This window comes from Faecalimonas hominis, assembly GCF_054660755.1.
Genome location: NZ_BAAHSH010000048.1, coordinates 1 through 21,582, shown reverse-complemented (window position 1 = coordinate 21,582; position 21,582 = coordinate 1). Strand labels below are relative to the sequence as shown.

Genomic DNA, 21,582 nt, shown 5'->3' with positions numbered 1-21,582 from the left:
ATATGGGAGTGAATTGGACACCGGAGCAGGAGAAAGTAATCTCTCTGCGAAACAGAAATATCCTTGTGTCGGCGGCGGCAGGCTCAGGAAAAACAGCGGTTTTGGTAGAGCGTATTATTACGATGCTGACAAAAGACGAACCGCCAATCAATGTGGACGAACTTCTTATCGTGACATTTACGGAAGCGGCAGCTTCGGAGATGAAAGAAAGGATTTTGTCGGCAATTGAGAAAAAATTGGAAGAGAATCCGGACAATGTACATTTGCAGAAACAGTCCACTTTAATTCACAGTGCAATGATTACGACCATTCACAGTTTCTGTCTTTCGGTTATACGGGAATATTTCCATACGATAGATTTGGATCCGAGTTTCCGCATTGGCGAGGAGGGAGAACTCAAACTTTTGCAGAAAGAGGTCTTGCAGGAACTGTTGGAAGAACAGTATGAAAAAGCCGATAAAAAGTTTCTCTCCTTTGTGGAGCGTTTTGCCACGGGAAGAGATGACAAAAAACTGGAAGAATTTATTTTACAGTTATATACGTTCTCGGGGAGTTATCCAAACGGGGAGAAATGGTTAGACTCCTGCATACAGCCTTATGATGTGAAAGACGCGGCAGATTTGGAAAATACAGACTACTGTAAAAGGGCAGTTGAGAATATAAAACGGTACGGTTTAGATGCGGTATCCATATTAGAATCGGGAATTTCAGCATGCGAAGAGCCGGACGGTCCATATATGTATAAGGAAACGCTTGAAAAAGAAGCGGAGGGGTGGAAATCATTTTTGCAGTCGGACAGCCTGTCATCATTCTATGAAAAAAGGAACTGTCCGACAGGAGAAAGATTAAAACCAAACCGAGACAAAAGTGTGTCGGAAGAACTTTCTGCCTTTGTAAAGGAAACAAGAAAACAGACAAAAGATTTACTTACGGACATTGTCAAAACATATCTGTTCCAGCCGATTGAAGAGATGGCAGTGGATATGGCAAAAACAAAAGAAACGATGGAGGAACTTGTCTTTCTCGTAAAAGAATTTGGGCGCCTGTACACGGAGGCAAAACGAAGCAGAAATCTGATTGATTTTGGGGATATGGAGCATCTGGCGCTTCAGATTCTTACGGTGGAGGAGGGCGATGCCCTTTTACCGTCTCCGGTGGCAAGAGAGTATCAGAAAAGATTTAAGGAAGTTATGATCGACGAATATCAGGACAGTAACCTGACACAGGAAGCAATTCTTACAAGTGTATCTACTGTCGGCTGCGGGAAAAATAATATTTTCATGGTGGGGGACGTAAAACAGAGTATTTATCGGTTCCGTCTGTCACGCCCTGAGTTATTTATGGAAAAGTTTGATACATATGATATAGAGGACAGTACAAAGCAGAGGATTGATTTGCATAAGAATTTCCGAAGCAGGAGAGAAGTGCTGGACAGTACCAACTTTATCTTTGAACAAATCATGACAAAAGGTCTCGGGAAAGTGGAGTACGATGACAAGGCTGCCTTATATGTAGGGGCGGATTATAAAGAAAAAGAAGGAAACGAGACGGAAGTGCTTGTCATTGATGTCGATATGGACGGCGAGAGTGAGGAACAGGTGGAAGAAACTGCCCGTGAACTTGAGGCGAGAGCGGTAGCGAGAAGAATTAAGGAATTAATGGCGCAACACCGGGTGCAGGATAAGCAAACGGGAGAATTTCGTCAAATCCGGTATAGAGATATCGTTATTCTGACACGAAGTCTGAAAGGGTGGACGGACGTATTTGCGAGGATTTTAAACCGAGAAGGGATTCCGACTTATACGGGAAGTAAAGAGGGGTATTTTGAAACACAGGAAATTCAGACGGTGTTGAATTATTTGCGGGTGCTGGATAATCCGAATCAGGATATTCCACTTGTTTCCGTTCTCACATCGGGAATGGGGAAATTTTCGGGGGAAGAGTTGGCAGAAATACGCACTTTAGATAAGGAAGTTCCTTTTTATTGCTGTGTGAGACGTTATATAAAGGAAGGAAAAAATTCTCTTCTCGCAAACCGTCTGGAAAAACTGTTTGTACAGATAGAATATTTTCGGGAAATGATACCGTATACTGCTATACACGAATTGCTCTGGCGAGTGATTGAGGAGACCGGATACGGATATGAAGTTGCCGTAATGGCGGGAGGCGAACAGAGAAAAGCAAATTTAGATATGCTTTTGGAGAAGGCGAAAGCGTTTGAAGGAACAAGTTATAAAGGACTGTTTAACTTTGTCCGCTATATGGAACAGTTGAAAAAATACGATGTGGATTACGGGGAGGCAAATATTGCCGATGAACAGGCGGACGCCGTCCGTCTCATGAGTATCCATAAAAGCAAGGGATTGGAATTTCCGATTGTTTTTGTTTCGGGAATGAATAAGCGTTTTAATAAGCAGGATATTACAGGGGAGATTGTAACCCATGCGGAACTGGGAATCGGCTTGGACAGAGTTGATTTGGAGAAACGTATGAAATCACCTACCTTCCTAAAAAAGACAATGCAAAGAGAAGTTATGCTGGAAAATATAGGGGAGGAACTGCGCGTACTCTATGTGGCCCTCACCCGCGCAAAAGAAAAACTGATTATGACGGGAACGCTTTCGCAGGTGGAGAAAAAATTTATGTCATATGCCGTTTTGGAAAATCGGCAGGAAAAGCAGTTGCCGTTTACGATGCTCTCAAAAGCGGGAAGTTATTTCGACTGGGTATTACCGGCGCTTTTGCGATATCCAGAGCAGCGAAGAGTCGGAAAAGTGTCGGTCATCAATTTGGAGGAACTTGTACAAAAGGAAGTACAGGAGGAAACCGGCGCAGAATATACGAAAGAAAAATTGCAGAACTGGGATACGGAGCAGATTTTTGCTCCGGATTTCAAGGAGCGGTTGGAGAAACAGTTTTCATACCGATATCCGTATGAAAATCAAAATGACTTAAAATTAAAATTTACTGTTTCCGAATTGAAGAAAAGAAAAAACCTTGCAGAAGAGTCGGGAGAACTTTTGATTCGGGAAGAAGAAATTATTCCGATTCTGCCGAAAGTTCTCACGGAAGAAGAAGGAATAAAGGGCGCTTTGCGGGGAACAACTTATCATAAGGTACTGGAACTGTTAGATTTTACAAAAGAGTACACTTATGAAAGCCTGAAGGAATATTTGGAACATCTTACGGAGGAAGGAAGAATTTCCGAAGAGATGAAAAAATGTGTGCGCATAAAAGACCTTTTAACTTTCCTGCGGACGGATATAGCAGAGAGAATGAAGAAATGCGCAAAATGTGGAAAACTTTTTAAGGAACAGCCTTTTGTTCTCGGTGTGCCTGCAAAAGAGATTTATCCGGAAGAAAAAATAGAAGAAACTCTTTTAATACAGGGAATTATTGACGTTTGGCTGGAGGAAGAGGACGGACTTGCCGTTGTAGACTATAAAACGGACAGAGTGAAAAACGGGCTGGAATTAAAAGCGAAATATAGCGGTCAGTTAAATTATTATGGGGAGGCTTTGGAAAGGCTCACGGAGAAAAAGGTAAAAGAAAAAATTATTTATTCTCTGTTTTTGCAGAAGGAAATTTCAATTTAATAATAACGCAATAAATCTTCATAATTTCTTAAATAATATTATATTGACTAATAATATTATACATTATATAATATGCTTATCAAAACAATATTATTTAAGAAAGGGAGTGGAGGAATGGTATTTAATACAGGAGCAGCGCTTTTAGATGCGATTGTATTGGCTGTCGTTTCAAGAGAACAACAGGGAACGTACGGTTATAAAATTACACAGGACGTACGTCAGGCATTGGACGTTTCTGAATCCACTTTATATCCGGTACTCAGAAGATTGCAGAAAGACGAGTGTCTGGAAGTTTACGATATGCAGTTTGACGGTAGAAACCGAAGATACTATAAAGTGACGGAAAAAGGAATGGCACAGTTGAATCTGTATCGGATAGAATGGAAAAATTATTCAAGAAAGATTAGTGAGATGTTTGAGGGAGGTGTGGCAGTATGAATCGCATAGAGTTTATGACTGAATTGGAGAAACTGCTGAAAGAAATACCGGAAGAAGAGCGCAAAGAAGCGATGCAGTATTATGAAGATTATTTTGCTGATGCAGGATTGGAAAATGAACAGCATGTTATTTCCGAACTGGAAAGTCCGAAAAAAGTTGCGCAGACAATCAAAGCAGGGCTTCGGGGACGAGGAGAGGAAAGCAGCGAGTACAGAGAAACGGGTTATACGGACACGAGATTTGAGGAGAAGGAAACTCCGGCAAGGAGAGAAGAAAACAAACCAAAAACAAATGATTGGTTAAAAATTATCCTCATTGTCGCAATAGCGATTTTCACTTTACCGATTATTTTTCCGCTTGCATTGGCAGGACTTGCAGTTATATTTGCAATAGCCGTTTCAGGATTTGCTGTTTTGGGAACACTGGTATTGTTGGCGGCCACCGTTATGATTTGTGGTTTTTGCATAACAATATGCGGAATATTGGAAATGTTTCATTTTCCGGCACTGGCGCTTGTTGTTATGGGCGGAGGAATTTTGGCTTTCGTCGCAGGACTTGTGGCAACAGTGTTGATGGTAAAAGCGTGTATGATAGTATTTCCGGTTTTATTCAGAGGACTGGTAAACATTTTCAGAAAATTCGTTCATAGAAAGGAGAGCAGATAATGAAAAAGGGTTGGAAAATATTTGCGATTATTTGTGCCGTGTTGGCGGGACTTGGAGTTGTTTTATGTATTGCCGGATTTGCAATAGGCGTGACAGATGAAGATGTCAGAGGTGCGGTACACAGGGGAATCGGATTCATTACAGATGATGACGATGACGACGATGATGATTTTGATAACAGAACATTACAGTCTGTGAAGACGGTAAAAGAAGGAGAATTTCCAAACGCAAAAGGAATTGATGTGGAAGTAAACAAAGTGAAGGTTGAAGTTGTCGTAACGGACGAAAATGTAATTCGCGTGAAAAATGCAACAGACGAAGAGGCTGGAATCGTGATTCGTGAAGAAGGTTCTACACTGGAAATAGAAACGTCACGAAGAGGAAACAGAACAGACAATGGAGGAACATTAACCATTTACGTTCCGAGAAATATGAAACTGACAGAGGCAAATGTCCAAGTCAATGAGGGAGCGATAGATTTGAGCGGAATACAGGCAAATGAATTAGAGTTGTCAGTTGAACGCGGAGAAATCACAGCGGCAGACTTTACGGTGGGAGAACTAAGCGTTTCCTGTGGTCAGGGTGCTGCAAATATCAAAGGAACTGCTCAAGCAGATATAGATTTAGAGTGTGGAGGCGCTGCAATCAACCTTGAAACAAAGGGGGCGCAGACAGATTACAATTATGAAATCGAAGTAGGTGCAGGAGAAGTAAATCTCGGCGGACAGACATTTTCAGGACTGGCAGTAGAAAAAACAATCAACAACCATGCCGGAAAAGAGATGGGAATTGATTGTGCAACAGGAAAAGTAAATGTTACATTTGTTCAGTAAAACAGGAGGTAAGGAAAATGAAAAAATTATATCGTTCAACAGTGGACCGTAAAGTGTGCGGAGTGTGTGGGGGAGTGGCAGAATATTTTAACATTGATCCTACACTGGTACGATTGGGAATGGTGCTTGCAACTTGTTTCAGTTTTGGTACGATGATATTTGGATACTTTGTGGCAGCGGTTATTATTCCGGATAGGTAGAATTGAGAATTGGGGACGTAGTTTTTTTGAAAAAGATTACGTCCCCAATTCTCATTTACCCCGTCCCTTTTTTAGAAATGCCCTGTCCCTTTTTGAAGGAAGAACAAAATTACAAAGGGATAAACGTGCTACAAAGCCAGTAAATACGCTGTAAAAAGTTTAAATGCATTTGATTGTTTTAAGAGAAAATAATCAATATGTTGATAAACCGCGATTTTACGGGCTTTGTATAGGTATATCTCAAAAAGGGACACCCCTTTCGGAAAAAAAGGGACACAGTAAAACTTAAAAAGGGACGTAGTAAAATAGGAAAACACTACGTCCCCGAATAAAACGAAAATTCCCGGCAATCCTTATTTTATAAAGAAGAAAGGGGAACCAACATGGCGAAAAAAGAAAAATTACCGATTATACTAAGCGAGATTGAGCCGGAGGAAAAATTGAAATATGAAGTTGCGGAAGAACTGGGACTTCTGGATAAAGTTTTATCAGAAGGGTGGCGTTCGCTGACATCTAAAGAAACGGGAAGAATCGGCGGGATAATTACAAAGAAGAAAAGGCAGAAGAAATAACAGAATTATTTAAAAATGTGAACAATTTGTAACGTGGGTTGAAAAATAACAATAAGTCTGCTATAATCCTTCAATTGAGGAAGATAATGGAGAAGGTTATGAAAAGTAGAGTAAATGTGTTAGAAATTGAATTGAATAACAATACGGCTAAAGAAGCCATGCAGAAGGTTATGGAATATATGCAGACCGAGCCGATGAATATTGTGGAAATTATCAGTGCGAACACATTGGTAAAGAGTAAGGAAGATGAGAATCTTAAAGACAATATTGCTCAGGCGGATTTAGTTCTTGCGGGAGAGCAGGCAGTATTGGAAGTTGCAGAGGTTACGGATAGGAAGAAACTGCAGGAGGCGGATTCACAACTGTTTGTGAAAATGCTTTTACGGTTTTTTCATAAGAACCATAACAGAATATTTCTTCTGACGGAATCTGAGGACGAGAAGATACATCTGAAAGAATATTTGCAGGAATATTATTATGGGATTCAGATTGTAGGAGGAGAGGTTGTACCGACAGACTCTTCGGCAGACGATATGATTTTAAACAGCGTAAACGGTGCGGAAGCAGATTGCGTACTGTCAATGATTTCTTCCCCGTTTCAGGAAGCATTTGTAGTGAGAAACCGCATTTTGCTGAACACGCGCATGTGGTTAGGATTAGGAAAAAATACACCTCTTCCGCTTGACAAGAAGAAAGGGAAAAAGCCGATAAGGGAGTTTATGATTAAACGTTTCCTAAAGCGAGAAGTGGAGAAAGAAAGACAAAAAAGAGGAAATGTATAAATTCAAAGTATTTCCTCTTTATTTTTTTGGTTAATTGTATTAAAATGTAGAATGAATATACAGTTTTTTAATGGAGAAACTACTGTTAAAATAATAAAGATAAGGAGCAAAAGTATGATATCAAATCAAATACTTCAGAACACAATTGAAGGATTGAAGGCGATTACAAGAATAGATTTAAGTATTCTGGACACAGATGGCAAGGTGTTGGCAAGTACATTTGTGGAACAGGAGCACTATGAGAATTCGCTGGATTCTTTCGTAGAGTCACCGGCAGACAGTCAGGTTATTCAGGGATACCAGTTCTTTAAAATCTTTGATGAGCACCAGTTGGAATATATATTGGTAGTAAATGGCAGTAGTGATGATGTTTACATGGTGGGTAAGATTGCAGCCTTTCAGATACAGAATCTGTTGGTAGCATATAAGGAACGTTTTGATAAAGACAATTTTATTAAAAATTTATTGCTGGACAATCTTTTGCTGGTGGATATTTATAACCGTGCAAAGAAACTACATATTGAAACCGATGTAAGACGTGTGATTTTTGTCATTGAGACAGCACGCGAAAAAGATACAGGTACAATGGAACATATTCGTTCCCTGCTCGGCATGAAATCAAAAGATTTTGTGACTGCAGTTGATGAGAGAAACATTATCATTGTAAAAGAACTTGGTACTAATGAAGGCTATCCTGAGATGGAGAAAGTTGCAAATGAGATTTTGGAAATCCTAAAGACAGAGGGAGAGGAAGTTCATATTGCATATGGAACAATTGTAAATGACATTAAAGAAGTGTCAAAATCTTATAAGGAAGCAAAACTTGCGTTAGATGTAGGAAAAATCTTTTTTGACGAGAAAGATATTGTTGCATACAGTACACTGGGTATAGGACGACTGATTTATCAGTTACCGTTACCTCTTTGTAAAATGTTTATTCGAGAGATTTTTGAGGGGAAATCTCCGGACGAGTTTGATGAGGAGACATTGACGACAATCAATAAATTCTTTGAGAATAGTTTGAATGTATCAGAGACATCAAGACAACTATACATTCATAGAAATACTCTTGTTTACAGATTGGACAAGTTGCAAAAAAGCACGGGATTGGATTTGAGAGTGTTTGAAGATGCCATTACATTTAAAATTGCGCTGATGGTTGTAAAATATATGAAGTATATGGAAACACTGGAGTATTAGTAGTTAATATAGGAGGAACATATGATTGAATTAAAGGACGTCACAAAGGAATATTCCAAGGGCGTTGCTGCCTTGAATGGAATAAATTTAAAAATTGAACAGGGAGAGTTCGTATTTATTGTAGGTGACAGTGGTTCGGGAAAATCAACACTGATTCGTCTTTTGATGAAAGAGTTAGACCCAACGTCAGGTACAATCATTGTAAATGGAATTAACCTCAACAGAATGAAACACAGACATATTGCAAAATATAGAAGACATCTCGGGGTTGTATTTCAGGATTTCCGTCTGTTGAAGGACAGAAATATTTATGAGAATATCGCTTTTGCACAGAGAGTAATCGAAACGCCTACACGCGTGCTGAAACAGAAAGTTCCGGCAGCGCTTTCACTTGTGGGACTTGCGCAGAAATATAAGGCTTATCCGAAACAGTTGTCAGGAGGGGAGCAGCAGAGAGTTGCCATAGCCAGAGCGGTTGTAAATGAACCGGCAATTTTGCTTGCTGACGAGCCTACGGGAAACCTTGACCCGACAAATGCGTGGGAGATTATGAAACTTCTTGAGGAGGCAAATGAGAGAGGAACTACCGTAATCGTAGTTACTCACAATCACGAGATTGTAGCAGAGATGAAGAAACGTGTCATTACAATGCAAAAGGGAGTCATTGTCAGCGACGAGAAAGAGGGCGAGTAGAAAAATGAGAATAAGTACAGTAGGATATACAATGAAACAAGGGGTTAAAAATATTGGTAGAAATAAGATGTTTTCCCTTGCATCTATTGCAACAATGTCGGCTTGTATTTTTATGTTCGGATTGTTTTTCTCGATTATCGTGAACTTTCAGAACATTGTAAAAAGTGCGGAAGAAGGAGTTGCGATTACCGTATTCTTTGATGAAGGATTGGAGAAGAACCATATTGATGAAATCGGTAAACTGATTAAAGACAGGAAAGAAGTTTCCCGTGTGGAATATACTTCCGGGGAGCAGGCATGGGAAGACTACAAGAAGAAATATTTTGGCGATAAGGAATATCTGGCGGAAGGTTTCGCAGATAACCCGCTTGTAAATTCAGATAACTATCAGGTATATATGAAAGACGTTTCCAAACAGAAAGACCTGGTAAAATATGTAAGCGGACTTGAAGGAGTACGTCAGGTAAATAAATCGGATACAGTGGCAAAGACATTGTCAGGTATTAACAAATTAATTTTATATGTATCAGCGGCAATTATTATCATTTTGCTTGCCGTTTCGATTTTCCTAATCAGCAACACGGTTACAATGGGTATTTCCATCAGGCGTGAAGAGATTGCGATTATGAAATATATAGGGGCGAAAGATGCCTTTGTCAGAATGCCGTTTATCATAGAAGGTCTTTTGATTGGGCTTGTGGGAGCAATTATTCCTCTTGCGGCGCTTTACTTCCTCTATGAAAAGGCGGTAGGATACATTTTAATTAAATTTAAAATATTGAACAACCTTCTTACATTCCTTCCGGTAACAGAGGTATATAAGACATTGTTGCCAATTGGCATTGCCCTTGGTATCGGAATCGGTTTTGTCGGAAGTTTCTTAACAATTCGTAAGCACTTAAAGGTATAATCTAAGAGGTAGTGGAATGGCAGGAAAAAGAGCAATCAGTTTAGTTTTGGCAACAGTTCTTATTGCAGGAAGTGTTTTTAAACCGGTTCATGCAGAGAGTATCCATTCGGCGGAACAAAAAGGGCAGCAATTGGAAGAACAGAAGAAACAGGCCGAAAAAGAGCAGGAATCTTTGAGTGAGCGTCTGAATAGTATTATAACGGAAATGCAGACGGCTCAGGCCAATGTGGAGAAAAAAGAAGATGAGATCGCAGTGGCGGAAGATGAACTTGTAGAGGCAGAGATTAAAGAGAACAAGCAGTATGAAAGCATGTTAATCCGTATTAAATATGTTTATGAGAACGGTAATTCAGAAATGATGCAGATACTGCTTGAGGCAGAGGATATGGGGGACTTCCTCAACAAAACAGAGTATGTGGAGCAGGTTTCCCAATATGACAGGAAGATGCTTGACCAGTTTGCAAAATTGGTAAAAGAAGTGGAGAAAAAGGAAAAAGCTCTGAAGAAAGAAAAGGAAAGTTTAGTCGTACTTCAGAAAGATTTGGAAACGAAACAGAAGGAAGTGCAGACACTTCTCGATTCAAAGAAGGAAGAAATTGCAAAATTAGATGCACAGATTAGCGAGAATACAAAAACGTTGAATGCTTTGATTGAAAAGGCGAAAGAGGCTGAGAGAAGAAAGCAGGAGGCGGCAAATGCAAATAAGAAACCGTCAGGAGGTTCGGGCAATAAACCGGGCGCTCCGGTAATCTCAGGAGGAAACGGGTATCTTTCCAATCCGTGTCCGGCGGGAAGAATTACAAGCGAGTTTGGACCTCGTGAGGCACCGGTTCCGGGAGCAAGTACATTTCACGAAGGACGCGATTACGGAGCTCCGATAGGAACACCGATTTATGCGGCAGCGGAAGGAACTGTAATTCGCACGGGAAATCAGGCAGTTCGCGGGAATTATGTTGTTATCAGACACCCGAACGGGCTTACAACATGGTATCAGCACTGTACGGATATTTTTGTCAGCAAAGGACAGAAAGTCAGCAGAGGTCAAAATATTGCAACAGTTGGAAAAACAGGAAGAGTAAGCGGGCCGCATTTACATTTTATTGTAGAAGAGGCAAGTGGAGAATTAGTAGACCCAAGAAAGTATTTATAGATAGGACTCACATATGGGAGATAAAAGAGGATTTTTAAAGGGGGTGCTTTGCGGCACCCTCGTTACTTTAGTCGTTGCGGGAGCAGCGGGAATGTATTTGAAAAATACAGGATATGGGGAAACCATTGACAAAAAGACAGCGCGCAAATTGGAGCAGATAAAAGATATTATCGACGATTCTTACTTAAAGGGAGATGAAATCAAAGAGAGTGATTTGGAAAACTTCCTGTTAAAAGGATATGTGAATGGTTTAAAAGATCCGTATTCCGTATATTATAACGAAGAAGAGACAAAGGAACTGTATGAAACTACTGAGGGAGAGTACAGTGGAATTGGGGCGGTCATGTCCCAGAATTTAGAGACCGGAGTGATTACAATGGTAAATGTGTATGAAGATTCTCCGGCAGAAAAAGCAGGTTTTAAAAATAACGATATTCTTTATAAAGTCAACGGAAAAGACATTTCCACCGAGGACATCAGTAAAGTTGTCAATAAAATCAAAGGTGAAGAGGGAACGGAAGTGACCATTACCGTTCTCCGTGACGGAAAAGAATATGAAGCGACGGCGACACGTGAGAAATTGGAAGCACATACAATTGAATACGAGATGAAAGAAGATCATATCGGATATGTCCGCGTAACTGAGTTTGACATGGTTACATATAATCAGTTTGTGGAAGCAATAACGGATTTAAAGAAACAGGGAATGAAGGGAATTATTATTGACCTTCGTGGAAACCCGGGTGGAAATTTATCTACAGTATGCCAGATGCTTGACTATATCCTGCCGGAAGGACTGATTGTCTATACCGAGGATAAAGACGGCAAGCGTGAAGTGATGACTTCCGATGAAGAACATAAACTGGAAATGCCAATGACTGTTCTGGTGGACGGCAGAAGCGCCAGCGCTTCAGAAATTTTTGCGGGTGCAATTCAGGATTATCAGTTGGGTACACTTGTGGGAACAACTACTTATGGAAAAGGTGTCGTGCAGCAGTTATTTGATCTGAAAGACGGAACCTGCCTAAAACTAACTATCGCAGAATATTTTACACCGAAGGGAAGAAATATTCATGAAAAAGGAATCAAACCTGATGTGGAAGTAGAGTATCAATACGACAAAAACAACGCTGATGCAGATAATCAGTTGGATAAGGCGATAGAAGTATTAAAAGAAAAAATGAAATAGTAAGAAAGAGGAATGCAAATTTTTGCATTCCTTTTTTTGTTAGCCTATGGTAGAATAAAACTATATGTAATTTTGCAGAAAGGTTGTAAAATAATGAGAACATTAATTAAACATGGTCATGTATTAGACCCGAAAACACAGCGTGACGAAGTTTGCGATGTGCTGATTGAAGATGACAGAATTGTTAAAGTAGATAGTGACATTGTCAGTGAAGCAGACAGGACAGTCGATGCGACAGGGTGCTATGTCATGCCGGGATTCATTGACCTCCATGTCCATTTAAGAGATCCGGGACTGGAATATAAAGAGACATTACAGACAGGCGGACATGCAGGGGCAAGGGGCGGCATCACTACCATTTGTGCAATGCCGAACACAAAACCGGTTATGGATACAGGAGAAAAAGTTTCGGAAGTACACCGCCGTTCCAGAACGGAATCTCCGGTAAATGTTATTCAGTTGGGTGCAATTACCGTAGGACAAAAAGGGGAAGAACTGGCAGATATTAAAGGAATGGCAAAAGCAGGCTGCCATGCAGTAAGTGAAGACGGAAAATCCGTGATGAACGCTTCTCTTTACCGTCAGGCGATGAAACAGGCGAAAGAAAATAATATTTCAATTTTTGCTCATTGCGAGGACATCACAATGGTGGAAGGCGGAGTGATGAACGCAGATGAGAAAGCGAAAAAATTGGGATTAAAAGGAATTACAAATGCGGTGGAAGACGTAATTGTGGCGAGAGATATTTTACTGGCGAAAGAAACGGGAGTACAATTGCATTTGTGTCACTGTTCCACTGCGGACAGCGTGAAAATGGTTGCGGAGGCGAAGAAAGAAGGTCTTCCGGTGACGGCTGAAGTTTGTCCGCACCACTTTATTTTAACGACGGAAGACATACCGGAAGATGACGGAAATTATAAGATGAATCCGCCTCTTCGCAGCAGGGAAGATGTGGAGGCGTTAAAGGAAGGTTTGAGAAATAATATTATGGACGTGATTGCCACGGACCATGCGCCGCATTCAGCGGAGGAGAAGAATAAATCCATGAAGGACGCCATGTTTGGCATCGTAGGACTGGAGACATCTGCCGCTCTTACTTATACAGAATTGGTGGACAAAGGGATTCTGACACCGATGCAGATGGCTGAGAAGATGAGCTATAATCCTGCAAAAATACTTGGAATTGCAGGTGAAAAAGGTTCTGTTTCCGAGGGAATGATTGCGGATATCGTTATTTTTGACCCGAAGAGAGAATATCGCATTGACAAAAATACATTTTTATCAAAAGGGAAAAACACGCCATTTGACAATTACGCAGTAAAAGGTGACGTGCGTTATACGTTTGTAGGCGGAAAAATGGTTTATGAGAATACAGCATACTAGGAGGAAGAAAATATGATTAACAAATTAGTAGAAAATATTAAGAGAACGAAAGCGCCGATCGTAGTGGGATTAGACCCGATGTTAAACTACATTCCACAGCATATCCAAAAGAAAGCGTTTGCGGAATTTGGAGAGACATTGGAAGGAGCAGGGGAAGCCATTTGGCAGTTCAACAAAGAAATCATTGATAAGACATACGATTTAATTCCTGCGGTAAAACCACAGATTGCCATGTATGAACAGTTCGGTATTCCGGGACTTGTGGCATTTAAAAAGACAGTAGATTACTGTAAAGAAAAAGGTTTGGTAGTGATTGGGGACATTAAGAGAGGCGATATTGGTTCAACTTCTTCAGCGTATGCTGTAGGACATCTTGGTCATGTACAGGTTGGAAGCAAATCTTATGTTCCGTTTGACGAAGATTTTGCCACAGTTAATCCGTATTTAGGTTCAGACGGAATTAATCCATTTATTGATGTATGTAAGGAAGAAAATAAAGGATTATTTATTTTGGTGAAGACATCAAATCCGTCAAGTGGAGAATTCCAGGACAAACTTGTTGATGGAAGACCGTTATATGAATTGGTTGGAGAAAAAGTAGCACAGTGGGGCGAAAACCACATGGGTGATGAATACAGTTATATCGGTGCAGTTGTAGGTGCAACTTATCCGGAAATGGGAAAAGTTCTCCGAAAAGTTATGCCAAAATCTTATATTCTTGTTCCGGGTTATGGTGCACAGGGAGGACAGGGAAAAGACCTTGTACACTTCTTCAATGAGGACGGCTTAGGTGCAATCGTAAATTCTTCAAGAGGAATTATTGCTGCTTATAAACAGGAAGCATATGCTGAGTTTGGAGAAGAAAATTTCGCAGATGCATCAAGAAAAGCAGTTGAAACAATGATTGCCGATATTAACGGAGCGTTGGAAAACAGATAGGGGAGAACGAAAATGGAAAAGAGAGAAAAAGAAAGAGCAGTTGTCGTATCACAGGAACAGATAGCGACAGATATTTACAGTTTATGGCTTCGTGCAGAGGCTGCCGTTTCAGCAAAAGCCGGACAGTTTATTTCTATGTATACAAATGACAGCGGAAAATTATTGCCTCGTCCAATCAGTATCTGTGAAATTGACAAAGAAAATAAACAGTTACGGGTTGTTTACAGAGTTACGGGAGAGAATACGGGAACAGAACAATTTTCTAAACTAGTGTCAGGTGATGAAATTGAAATTTTAGGACCTCTTGGAAACGGTTTTCCGTTAAAAGAAAAGAAAGCGTTTTTGATTGGCGGGGGCATCGGTATTCCTCCGATGCTTGAATTAGCAAAACAGTTAGACGCAGAGAAACAGATTGTTGTTGGCTATCGTGATGAGTTGTTTTTAACAGAAGAACTTTCTGAAAATGGAGAAGTTTATGTGGCAACAGAAGACGGAAGTGCGGGAACGAAGGGAAATGTGTTGGACGCTATCAGAGAAAACGGATTGACGGCAGATATTATTTACGCTTGCGGACCTACACCGATGCTCCGTGCATTGAAAACATATGCCGAAGAAAATAATATCGAATGCTACATTTCCATGGAGGAAAGAATGGCGTGCGGAATCGGTGCCTGTCTTGCATGTGTATGTAAATCTAAGGAAAAAGACCATCACACAAACGTACATAATAAACGAATTTGTAAAGACGGTCCTGTCTTTTTGGCAACGGAGGTGGATTTATAATGAACACGAAAATAAATATTGCAGGAGTGGAATGGAAAAATCCGGTGACGACAGCGTCAGGAACATTCGGCTCAGGCGCGGAATTTGCGGAATTTGTTGATTTAAACAAAATCGGTGCCGTGACAACAAAAGGGGTGGCAAACGTTGCGTGGGAAGGAAATCCAACTCCACGTATTGCAGAAACATACGGTGGAATGATGAATGCTGTGGGTTTGCAGAATCCGGGAATCGATGTTTTCTGCAAAAGAGACATTCCGTTTTTACGTCAGTATGACACGAAGATTATTGTAAACGTATGTGGAAGAACGACGGAAGACTACTGTGAAGTCGTGGAACGATTATCTCATGAAGATGTGGATATGCTGGAAATTAATATTTCCTGCCCGAATGTCAAAGAAGGAGGAATTGCTTTCGGGCAAAATCCGAAATCAGCGGAGGAAATCACAAAAGAAATTAAAAAATATGCGAAACAGCCGGTGATTATGAAATTGAGTCCGAACGTAACGGACATTACCGAAATGGCAAAAGCGGTAGAAGCGGGCGGAGCAGATGCAGTTTCTCTTATTAATACATTGACGGGAATGAAAATTGATGTACATAAGAGAACATTTGCTCTGGCAAATAAAACTGGAGGAGTATCCGGTCCTGCAATCAAACCAATTGCAGTACGCATGGTTTACCAGACGGCAAACGCAATCAAACTTCCGATAATCGCAATGGGAGGAATTGCAACGGCAGAAGATGCAATCGAATTTATTTTAGCGGGAGCTACGGCGGTTGCAGTCGGAACAGCCAACTTCATCAATCCGTCCGTTACTATGGAAATTGCGGAAGGAATTGAACAATATATGAAACGATATGACTTTGAAAACATACGGGATATGGTTGGATTAGTGAAATAAATGTGAACGGGGACGTANNTACGTCCCCGTTCACATTTTTTTCACAAACTAAAGCGATTGTGTAAAAAATTATACCAAAAGGATAAAAAATACTACATACTTTATTGAGTGACAACGATAAAATGGTGACGAGAATATTATTTAAATAGGGAGGCGTGAGATATGAAAAGAAAAGTAGTGGCGCTGCTCACTGCCTTAACTTTAGTCGGGGGAATGGTTAGCCCATATGGTGTTGTGAAAACCCAGGCGGCATCAGAAGTTAAGACAGAGAAGGAAGCAGTGAAAAGCACAGAACGTAATGTCATTAATTTCAATACGGATTGGCGTTACAAGAAAGGAGACGTATCAGGCGGAGAAGCAGTAGATTTTGCCGATGAAGAGTGGGGATATGTCAATCTTCCTCATTCAACAACATTTTACACTGTGGAAAATAAAGATGCCTATCTCGGAATCAGTTGGTATCGAAAAGATTTCCAGGTAGATGAAAGTCTTAAAGGAAAGAAACTGCTTCTTACTTTTGAGGCTGCAATGCAGAAAGCCAATGTGTATATTAACGGGACAAAAGTGATGACACATGAGGGCGGTTACATTCCGTTCGTGATTGATATTTCTGACAAGGTAAATTACGGGACGGAAAATACAATTGCGGTAAAAATTGACAGCCGTGCAAATACGAGTTTCGCACCGGGTAAAGCACAGCCGGATTTCCAGTATTTCGGAGGAATTTACGGAAACTCGTACATTACCGTAACAGATGAACTTCACATTACTGATGCAGTTTAGGCAAATGAAACGGCGGGAGGCGGCGTATTTATTACGGCTCCTGAGGTGGCGAAAGACAAAGCCACAGTTAAAGTAAAAACACATGTGGAAAATGAAGGTAAAGAAAACAAAGAGACAACACTTCTTACGGAACCTTTAGATGAGGGCGGAAATGTTGTTGTATCAAAAGAAGATAAACTTTCTATTGAAAGCGGAAAAGCACAATACTTTAATCAATCTCTACAGGTAACAAATCCAAGATTATGGTCGCCGGATACACCTGAACTGTATACGGTGCGCTCCACCGTAAAAGCAGACGGTGTTGTGAAAGATACAATAGAAACAAAATATGGTATCCGAAAAGTAGAGTGGAAGAGAGACGGTCTTTACATTAACAATAAAAAGACTGATGTGGAAGGTGCAAACCTTCACGGAGAAACATATATGTTTGGTAATGCAATGCCGGACAATGCGATTTATGAGGAAGTAAAACGATTCAAAGAAAGCGGATTCGATATTATGAGAATGTCTCACTATCCTCATCGTCAGGCATACTATGACGCCTGTGATAAATATGGTGTTATGGTTGTTGAATGCCCGTCAGGGTGGCAGTATTTTAACAATACCGAGGCATTTAAGAATAGTACATACAGAGAATTACAGACAGATATCAGACATAAAAGAAATCACCCGTCAATTGTTGTGTGGGAATCCAGTTTAAATGAAACAGGTTACAATAAAGAGTGGGCAAAGGAAATGAACCGTATTGTAAAAGAAGAATATCCGGAGGACGGAGATATGTACGGATATACGGCAGGCTGCTATCATTGGGACGTCTGGGACATCGGTCTTTCCACTCCTCAGGCAGGTATTTTCGGTACGGGAAATGAGGGTGCTGAAAATCCAAAATACAAAGATAAATCGATGATTATTGCAGAGTACGGTGACTGGAATTATGGCGGTTCAGGTTCAACAACCCGTGTAACAAGAGAAGATAAAAATAACGCAGGGAAAAAAGGCGGCGATGAAGGAATGTTAATCCAGTCGGATAACATTCAGGAAAGTGTTCAGACAAACCGTTCCCGTGGAAAAAACTGGCTTGGAGCAGCTATGTATTGGGATTATGCGGACTATGCAGGATTTGATGCCGGTATTCTGACAAACTGTGGTGTTGTGGATTTGTACAGACTTCCAAAACACGGTGCATATTTCTTCCAGAGTCAGAGAGATGCCAGCGTCGATATGAGCCAATACGGAGTAAAAACAGGTCCAATGGTATATATTGCAAATACATGGGACGCAAAAGCAGATAAAGAAGTACGTATTTTCAGCAACTGTGATACGGTTGAGTTGTTCCTAAACGGTAAGAGTCTTGGCGAAAAAGGACATGATAAGACAACATGGGGACCACACGGAGACGGTGATCCGATGCACTATCCGCAAGATGGAGCAGGAAAAGAAATCAGCACAGATGCAATGAAAAATGCTCCGATTACATTTGACTTAGACAAATATGAGGCGGGCGAATTAAAGGCAGTCGGAAAAATTGACGGTAAAGAAGTTACAGAGTATATCAGAAAATCACCTGAAGCAGCTATGCAGATTCAACTTCGTCCGGAAAGCGACGCAAAAGTTCCGTTAGACGGAAGCAGTGCAAAACTTGTATGGATTGATATTACAGATAAAAACGGAACAGTTGTACCAAGCGCATATACAGATGTGAACTTAGAGGTAGAAGGTCCGGGACTTGTAGTAGGTCCAAAGACTGTTACAACAAAGGGCGGACAGCTTGCCGTATGGGTAAAAAGTAAACGAGGAAGCGGAGATATTACTTTAACGGCAACAAGTGAAAACTTAAAAGCAACATCGGTTGTTATTCCGACGAGTGAAGTGCAAGGCTTACCGGAAGTGCCGGAAGGCGGAGATGCAGATGAGTATGAAAATACAAAAGATGATGAAAACGCACAGGACGGCAACATTTTCTTAAATAAAGTTTCCAGAGCAAGTACGGAAAATACTCAAAATGGTAAACATGAAGTAAAAGAATATGGAAATGACGGAAATGACAATACGAAATGGTGTGCAAACAGCGGCTCATATCCACAATGGTGGGAAGTTGACTTAGGTGCATCTTATAAACTGGACACAATGAAACTGTCGTTTGAGACATCGGGAAGTGCTTACCATTACACAATCGCAGTTTCAGAAAATCCGATGACAGATGAAAACTATGCAAAAAATATTGTGATTGATAACAGCAAAGGAAGTACAGATACGGAACTGACATTTGAAAAAGGAAAAGTGCAGGGACGTTATGTGCGCGTGACATTTACGGAAGCAACAAATAATGAATGGGCAGTATTAAGAGATGTTTCCGGAACGGGAGAAACAGATAATCTTGCATTGAATAAACCGGTGACTGCAAGTTCTGTCAACACAGGTGTAGGAAATAAAGTGGAAAAAGCGGAATATGCGGTTGACGGAAAGATGGATACATGGTGGTGCGCAAAAGGCGGAGAAGGTACAAAAGACCACTGGATTCAGGTGGATTTGAAAGATACTTACAAACTTTCAGAAGTGAAAATTGCATTTGAGAAAGAAGATGCCGCATACAAATTCGTACTGCAGGGTTCAGTGGACGGAGTGCACTATAAAGATATCAAAAACTTTAGAGAAGGCGAAGGCTGTGGACAGGAAGTAACGGTTCAGTCTGATGATATTGTGCAATACTTAAGAGTATATGATATTACAACGAAAAACATGGTAAATCAGTGGCCTACTATTCGAGAGATCGAAGCCTATGGAGAAAAAGTAGATTACAAACTTTATAATGTATCAAGAGAAAAAGAAGCATTTGCATCTTCGTGTAAAGAAGGTTCAGAGCCGGGACATGGAAGCAACGGCGTTCCGGGCTGGTACTGGTATCCTGCAACTATGGGAGATGAATGGTGGTATATTGATACAAAAGGAATTTACGATTTGGATAATATCCAGATGACATGGAATGCAGAGGAAACACATAAATACATTATTGATATCTCAACAGACGGCAAGAATTGGACAACAGTTGCAGACAGAAGTGAAAAGGGAACAAATGAAATCATGCCATATGAAGCTGTGGAAGGAACAGCAAGATATATTAGAATGCGCTTACCGGCGGGAAGAACAACGGAGCAAGGTTTCGGTTTCTTTAACGCATATGCACCTGTTCCAACAGGACGTCAGGTAAAAGAAGTGAAAGCAACTGAAAAAGTAACTGCTTTTGTCGGAACAGAATTTGGAGAATTACAGTTACCAAAAGAAGTAGATGTAGTATTAGAAGACGACATTAAAACGACACTTCCGGTAAAATGGAATGAGGCAGACTACGATAAGACAAAAGAAGGTGAAACAACAATCAACGGAACTCTTACAGAAATCGAAGGAGTAAAAGTAGGAGAAGAGTTGAAAAATACGACGGTTGTTGTAGAACTGAAAAAAGACACGGAAGTTCCGGTAATTAAAAAACAACCTAAGTCACAGACTGTAGAGGTTGGAGAAAATGTTACATTTACAGTGGAGGCTGAAACAAATGACGGTGGAAACCTGACTTATCAGTGGCAGGTAAATAACGGTACAGATTGGCAGAATATTGAGGGAGCAACAACTTCATCTTACACAAAGGAAAATGTATCGTTAGAAGAAAACGGTATGAAATTCAGATGTCTCGTTGTAAATACAAAAGAAGGTATGGAAGCAAAGCAGGTGATTACAGACGAAGCGGTATTGACGGTAACGGAAAAACCAATTCAGGTAAATGAGATTGTATCGGTAGAAACAGTCCAAGATAAAGAAGTAGAATTTGGAACACCTGTATCTGCACTTGAACTTCCACAGACAGTAAAAGTACAGTTAGATAATAACGAAGAAAGAACACTTTCAGTACAGTGGGATACATCTTCGTATAACGGAAATGTAGCAAACACATATAAACTGTCAGGAGAATTGGATTTAACTGATGGCATTGCAAATACAAAAGGTTTGAAAGCAACTGTTGAGGTAACTGTAAAAGAAGAACCTGTAAAACCAGAAGTTGACAAAGAGGCATTAAAGGATATTATTGCAAAAGCAAAACACGAAGCGGCATCAGGAAAATACACAAACGAATCGGTATCTGCTTTAAATGAAGTGATTGCAAAAGCATGGGAAATTGTCGAAGACAAAGAGGCTACTGAGGAAGAGGTACAACAGGCAATCAAAGATGTAGAGAAGGCAATGAAAAACCTTAAGGAGAAAGAAACTGACGATAATAACAATGAGGGTAACGGCAATGAAGGTGAAGACCAAAATGGCGGCTTTCATGGAAACAACGGTGGAAATGGCAATGACAATAATGGTTCAGGAAACGGAAATAACGGACAAAATGGTCATGGCAATGGAACGAAAGTGCCGAAAACTTCTGATGATTTCCATATTCTTATTTGGTTAGCGGGAATGCTTGGAGCAATTAAAGTAATCAGCGGAAGAAGAAAATAAATATAGGGTTTAACCGGAAAACAGGGAGATTGTCGTGTGGCAATCTCCCTGTAATGGTCCTATGTCAAGA

The 21,582-nt window shown here is 40.5% G+C and carries 18 protein-coding genes; all 18 read left to right on the top strand.

Features of this window, described 5'->3' with window-relative positions:
• Positions 1-2: 2 nt before the first annotated feature.
• Positions 3-3,596 carry a helicase-exonuclease AddAB subunit AddA gene (gene addA, locus ACYQ35_RS08910; RefSeq protein ID WP_459832491.1) on the top strand — a complete coding sequence of 1,198 codons (3,594 nt, stop codon included), beginning with the start codon at positions 3-5 and terminating at the stop codon, positions 3,594-3,596.
• Between the two features lie 114 nt (positions 3,597-3,710).
• The gene (locus tag ACYQ35_RS08905) at positions 3,711-4,034 is read left to right on the top strand and encodes a PadR family transcriptional regulator (protein WP_009461988.1); all 324 of its coding nucleotides are present in this window, start codon (positions 3,711-3,713) and stop codon (positions 4,032-4,034) included.
• The gene (locus ACYQ35_RS08900) at positions 4,031-4,699 is read left to right on the top strand and encodes a DUF1700 domain-containing protein (protein WP_009461987.1); all 669 of its coding nucleotides are present in this window, start codon (positions 4,031-4,033) and stop codon (positions 4,697-4,699) included. The genes ACYQ35_RS08905 and ACYQ35_RS08900 overlap by 4 nt, the downstream gene beginning before the upstream one ends.
• Entirely contained in the window at positions 4,699-5,532 is an 834-nt protein-coding gene (locus ACYQ35_RS08895) for a DUF4097 family beta strand repeat-containing protein (RefSeq protein WP_459832481.1), read from the top strand. The genes ACYQ35_RS08900 and ACYQ35_RS08895 overlap by 1 nt, the downstream gene beginning before the upstream one ends.
• A 17-nt stretch (positions 5,533-5,549) precedes the next feature.
• Positions 5,550-5,732, top strand: a complete 183-nt coding sequence (locus ACYQ35_RS08890) for a PspC domain-containing protein (protein ID WP_009461985.1) — start codon at positions 5,550-5,552, stop codon at positions 5,730-5,732.
• Positions 5,733-6,115: 383 nt separating this feature from the next.
• The gene (locus ACYQ35_RS08885; RefSeq protein ID WP_009461984.1) at positions 6,116-6,304 is read left to right on the top strand and encodes a small, acid-soluble spore protein, alpha/beta type; all 189 of its coding nucleotides are present in this window, start codon (positions 6,116-6,118) and stop codon (positions 6,302-6,304) included.
• Between the two features lie 98 nt (positions 6,305-6,402).
• On the top strand, positions 6,403-7,086 hold the full coding sequence (locus tag ACYQ35_RS08880; RefSeq protein WP_009461982.1) for a WecB/TagA/CpsF family glycosyltransferase: 684 nt from the start codon (positions 6,403-6,405) through the stop codon (positions 7,084-7,086).
• A gap of 114 nt (positions 7,087-7,200) precedes the next feature.
• Positions 7,201-8,286, top strand: a complete 1,086-nt coding sequence (locus ACYQ35_RS08875; protein WP_459832474.1) for a PucR family transcriptional regulator — start codon at positions 7,201-7,203, stop codon at positions 8,284-8,286.
• A 21-nt stretch (positions 8,287-8,307) separates the two neighbouring features.
• A complete protein-coding gene (ftsE, locus tag ACYQ35_RS08870; RefSeq protein ID WP_009461978.1) occupies positions 8,308-8,979 on the top strand; it encodes a cell division ATP-binding protein FtsE in 672 nt (223 codons plus the stop codon).
• 4 nt (positions 8,980-8,983) lie between these two features.
• A complete protein-coding gene (gene ftsX, locus ACYQ35_RS08865; RefSeq protein ID WP_459832470.1) occupies positions 8,984-9,889 on the top strand; it encodes a permease-like cell division protein FtsX in 906 nt (301 codons plus the stop codon).
• Between the two features lie 16 nt (positions 9,890-9,905).
• Complete coding sequence (locus tag ACYQ35_RS08860; RefSeq protein ID WP_459832465.1) at positions 9,906-11,039, top strand: murein hydrolase activator EnvC family protein; 1,134 nt, start codon at positions 9,906-9,908, stop codon at positions 11,037-11,039.
• Positions 11,040-11,052: 13 nt separating this feature from the next.
• A complete protein-coding gene (locus ACYQ35_RS08855; RefSeq protein WP_459832461.1) occupies positions 11,053-12,228 on the top strand; it encodes a S41 family peptidase in 1,176 nt (391 codons plus the stop codon).
• A 93-nt stretch (positions 12,229-12,321) separates the two neighbouring features.
• Positions 12,322-13,611: a dihydroorotase gene (locus ACYQ35_RS08850; protein ID WP_459832458.1), complete on the top strand. Its 1,290-nt coding sequence runs from the start codon at positions 12,322-12,324 to the stop codon at positions 13,609-13,611.
• A gap of 12 nt (positions 13,612-13,623) precedes the next feature.
• Complete coding sequence (gene pyrF / locus ACYQ35_RS08845; protein WP_459832454.1) at positions 13,624-14,550, top strand: orotidine-5'-phosphate decarboxylase; 927 nt, start codon at positions 13,624-13,626, stop codon at positions 14,548-14,550.
• 12 nt (positions 14,551-14,562) lie between these two features.
• Entirely contained in the window at positions 14,563-15,333 is a 771-nt protein-coding gene (locus ACYQ35_RS08840; protein WP_459832451.1) for a dihydroorotate dehydrogenase electron transfer subunit, read from the top strand.
• Positions 15,333-16,235: a dihydroorotate dehydrogenase gene (locus ACYQ35_RS08835; protein WP_009461963.1), complete on the top strand. Its 903-nt coding sequence runs from the start codon at positions 15,333-15,335 to the stop codon at positions 16,233-16,235. Before ACYQ35_RS08840 ends, ACYQ35_RS08835 begins: the two co-directional genes overlap by 1 nt.
• A gap of 162 nt (positions 16,236-16,397) precedes the next feature.
• Positions 16,398-17,018, top strand: a complete 621-nt coding sequence (locus ACYQ35_RS08830) for a sugar-binding domain-containing protein (protein WP_459832447.1) — start codon at positions 16,398-16,400, stop codon at positions 17,016-17,018.
• Positions 17,019-17,063: 45 nt separating this feature from the next.
• The gene (locus ACYQ35_RS08825) at positions 17,064-21,512 is read left to right on the top strand and encodes a discoidin domain-containing protein (RefSeq protein ID WP_459832444.1); all 4,449 of its coding nucleotides are present in this window, start codon (positions 17,064-17,066) and stop codon (positions 21,510-21,512) included.
• Positions 21,513-21,582: the final 70 nt, after the last annotated feature.

Coding starts and splice junctions, on each gene's coding strand:
- addA (WP_459832491.1), top strand. CDS start 3: ATGGGAGTGAATTGGACACCGGAGCAGGAGAAAGTAATCTCTCTGCGA.
- ACYQ35_RS08905 (WP_009461988.1), top strand. CDS start 3,711: ATGGTATTTAATACAGGAGCAGCGCTTTTAGATGCGATTGTATTGGCT.
- ACYQ35_RS08900 (WP_009461987.1), top strand. CDS start 4,031: ATGAATCGCATAGAGTTTATGACTGAATTGGAGAAACTGCTGAAAGAA.
- ACYQ35_RS08895 (WP_459832481.1), top strand. CDS start 4,699: ATGAAAAAGGGTTGGAAAATATTTGCGATTATTTGTGCCGTGTTGGCG.
- ACYQ35_RS08890 (WP_009461985.1), top strand. CDS start 5,550: ATGAAAAAATTATATCGTTCAACAGTGGACCGTAAAGTGTGCGGAGTG.
- ACYQ35_RS08885 (WP_009461984.1), top strand. CDS start 6,116: ATGGCGAAAAAAGAAAAATTACCGATTATACTAAGCGAGATTGAGCCG.
- ACYQ35_RS08880 (WP_009461982.1), top strand. CDS start 6,403: ATGAAAAGTAGAGTAAATGTGTTAGAAATTGAATTGAATAACAATACG.
- ACYQ35_RS08875 (WP_459832474.1), top strand. CDS start 7,201: ATGATATCAAATCAAATACTTCAGAACACAATTGAAGGATTGAAGGCG.
- ftsE (WP_009461978.1), top strand. CDS start 8,308: ATGATTGAATTAAAGGACGTCACAAAGGAATATTCCAAGGGCGTTGCT.
- ftsX (WP_459832470.1), top strand. CDS start 8,984: ATGAGAATAAGTACAGTAGGATATACAATGAAACAAGGGGTTAAAAAT.
- ACYQ35_RS08860 (WP_459832465.1), top strand. CDS start 9,906: ATGGCAGGAAAAAGAGCAATCAGTTTAGTTTTGGCAACAGTTCTTATT.
- ACYQ35_RS08855 (WP_459832461.1), top strand. CDS start 11,053: ATGGGAGATAAAAGAGGATTTTTAAAGGGGGTGCTTTGCGGCACCCTC.
- ACYQ35_RS08850 (WP_459832458.1), top strand. CDS start 12,322: ATGAGAACATTAATTAAACATGGTCATGTATTAGACCCGAAAACACAG.
- pyrF (WP_459832454.1), top strand. CDS start 13,624: ATGATTAACAAATTAGTAGAAAATATTAAGAGAACGAAAGCGCCGATC.
- ACYQ35_RS08840 (WP_459832451.1), top strand. CDS start 14,563: ATGGAAAAGAGAGAAAAAGAAAGAGCAGTTGTCGTATCACAGGAACAG.
- ACYQ35_RS08835 (WP_009461963.1), top strand. CDS start 15,333: ATGAACACGAAAATAAATATTGCAGGAGTGGAATGGAAAAATCCGGTG.
- ACYQ35_RS08830 (WP_459832447.1), top strand. CDS start 16,398: ATGAAAAGAAAAGTAGTGGCGCTGCTCACTGCCTTAACTTTAGTCGGG.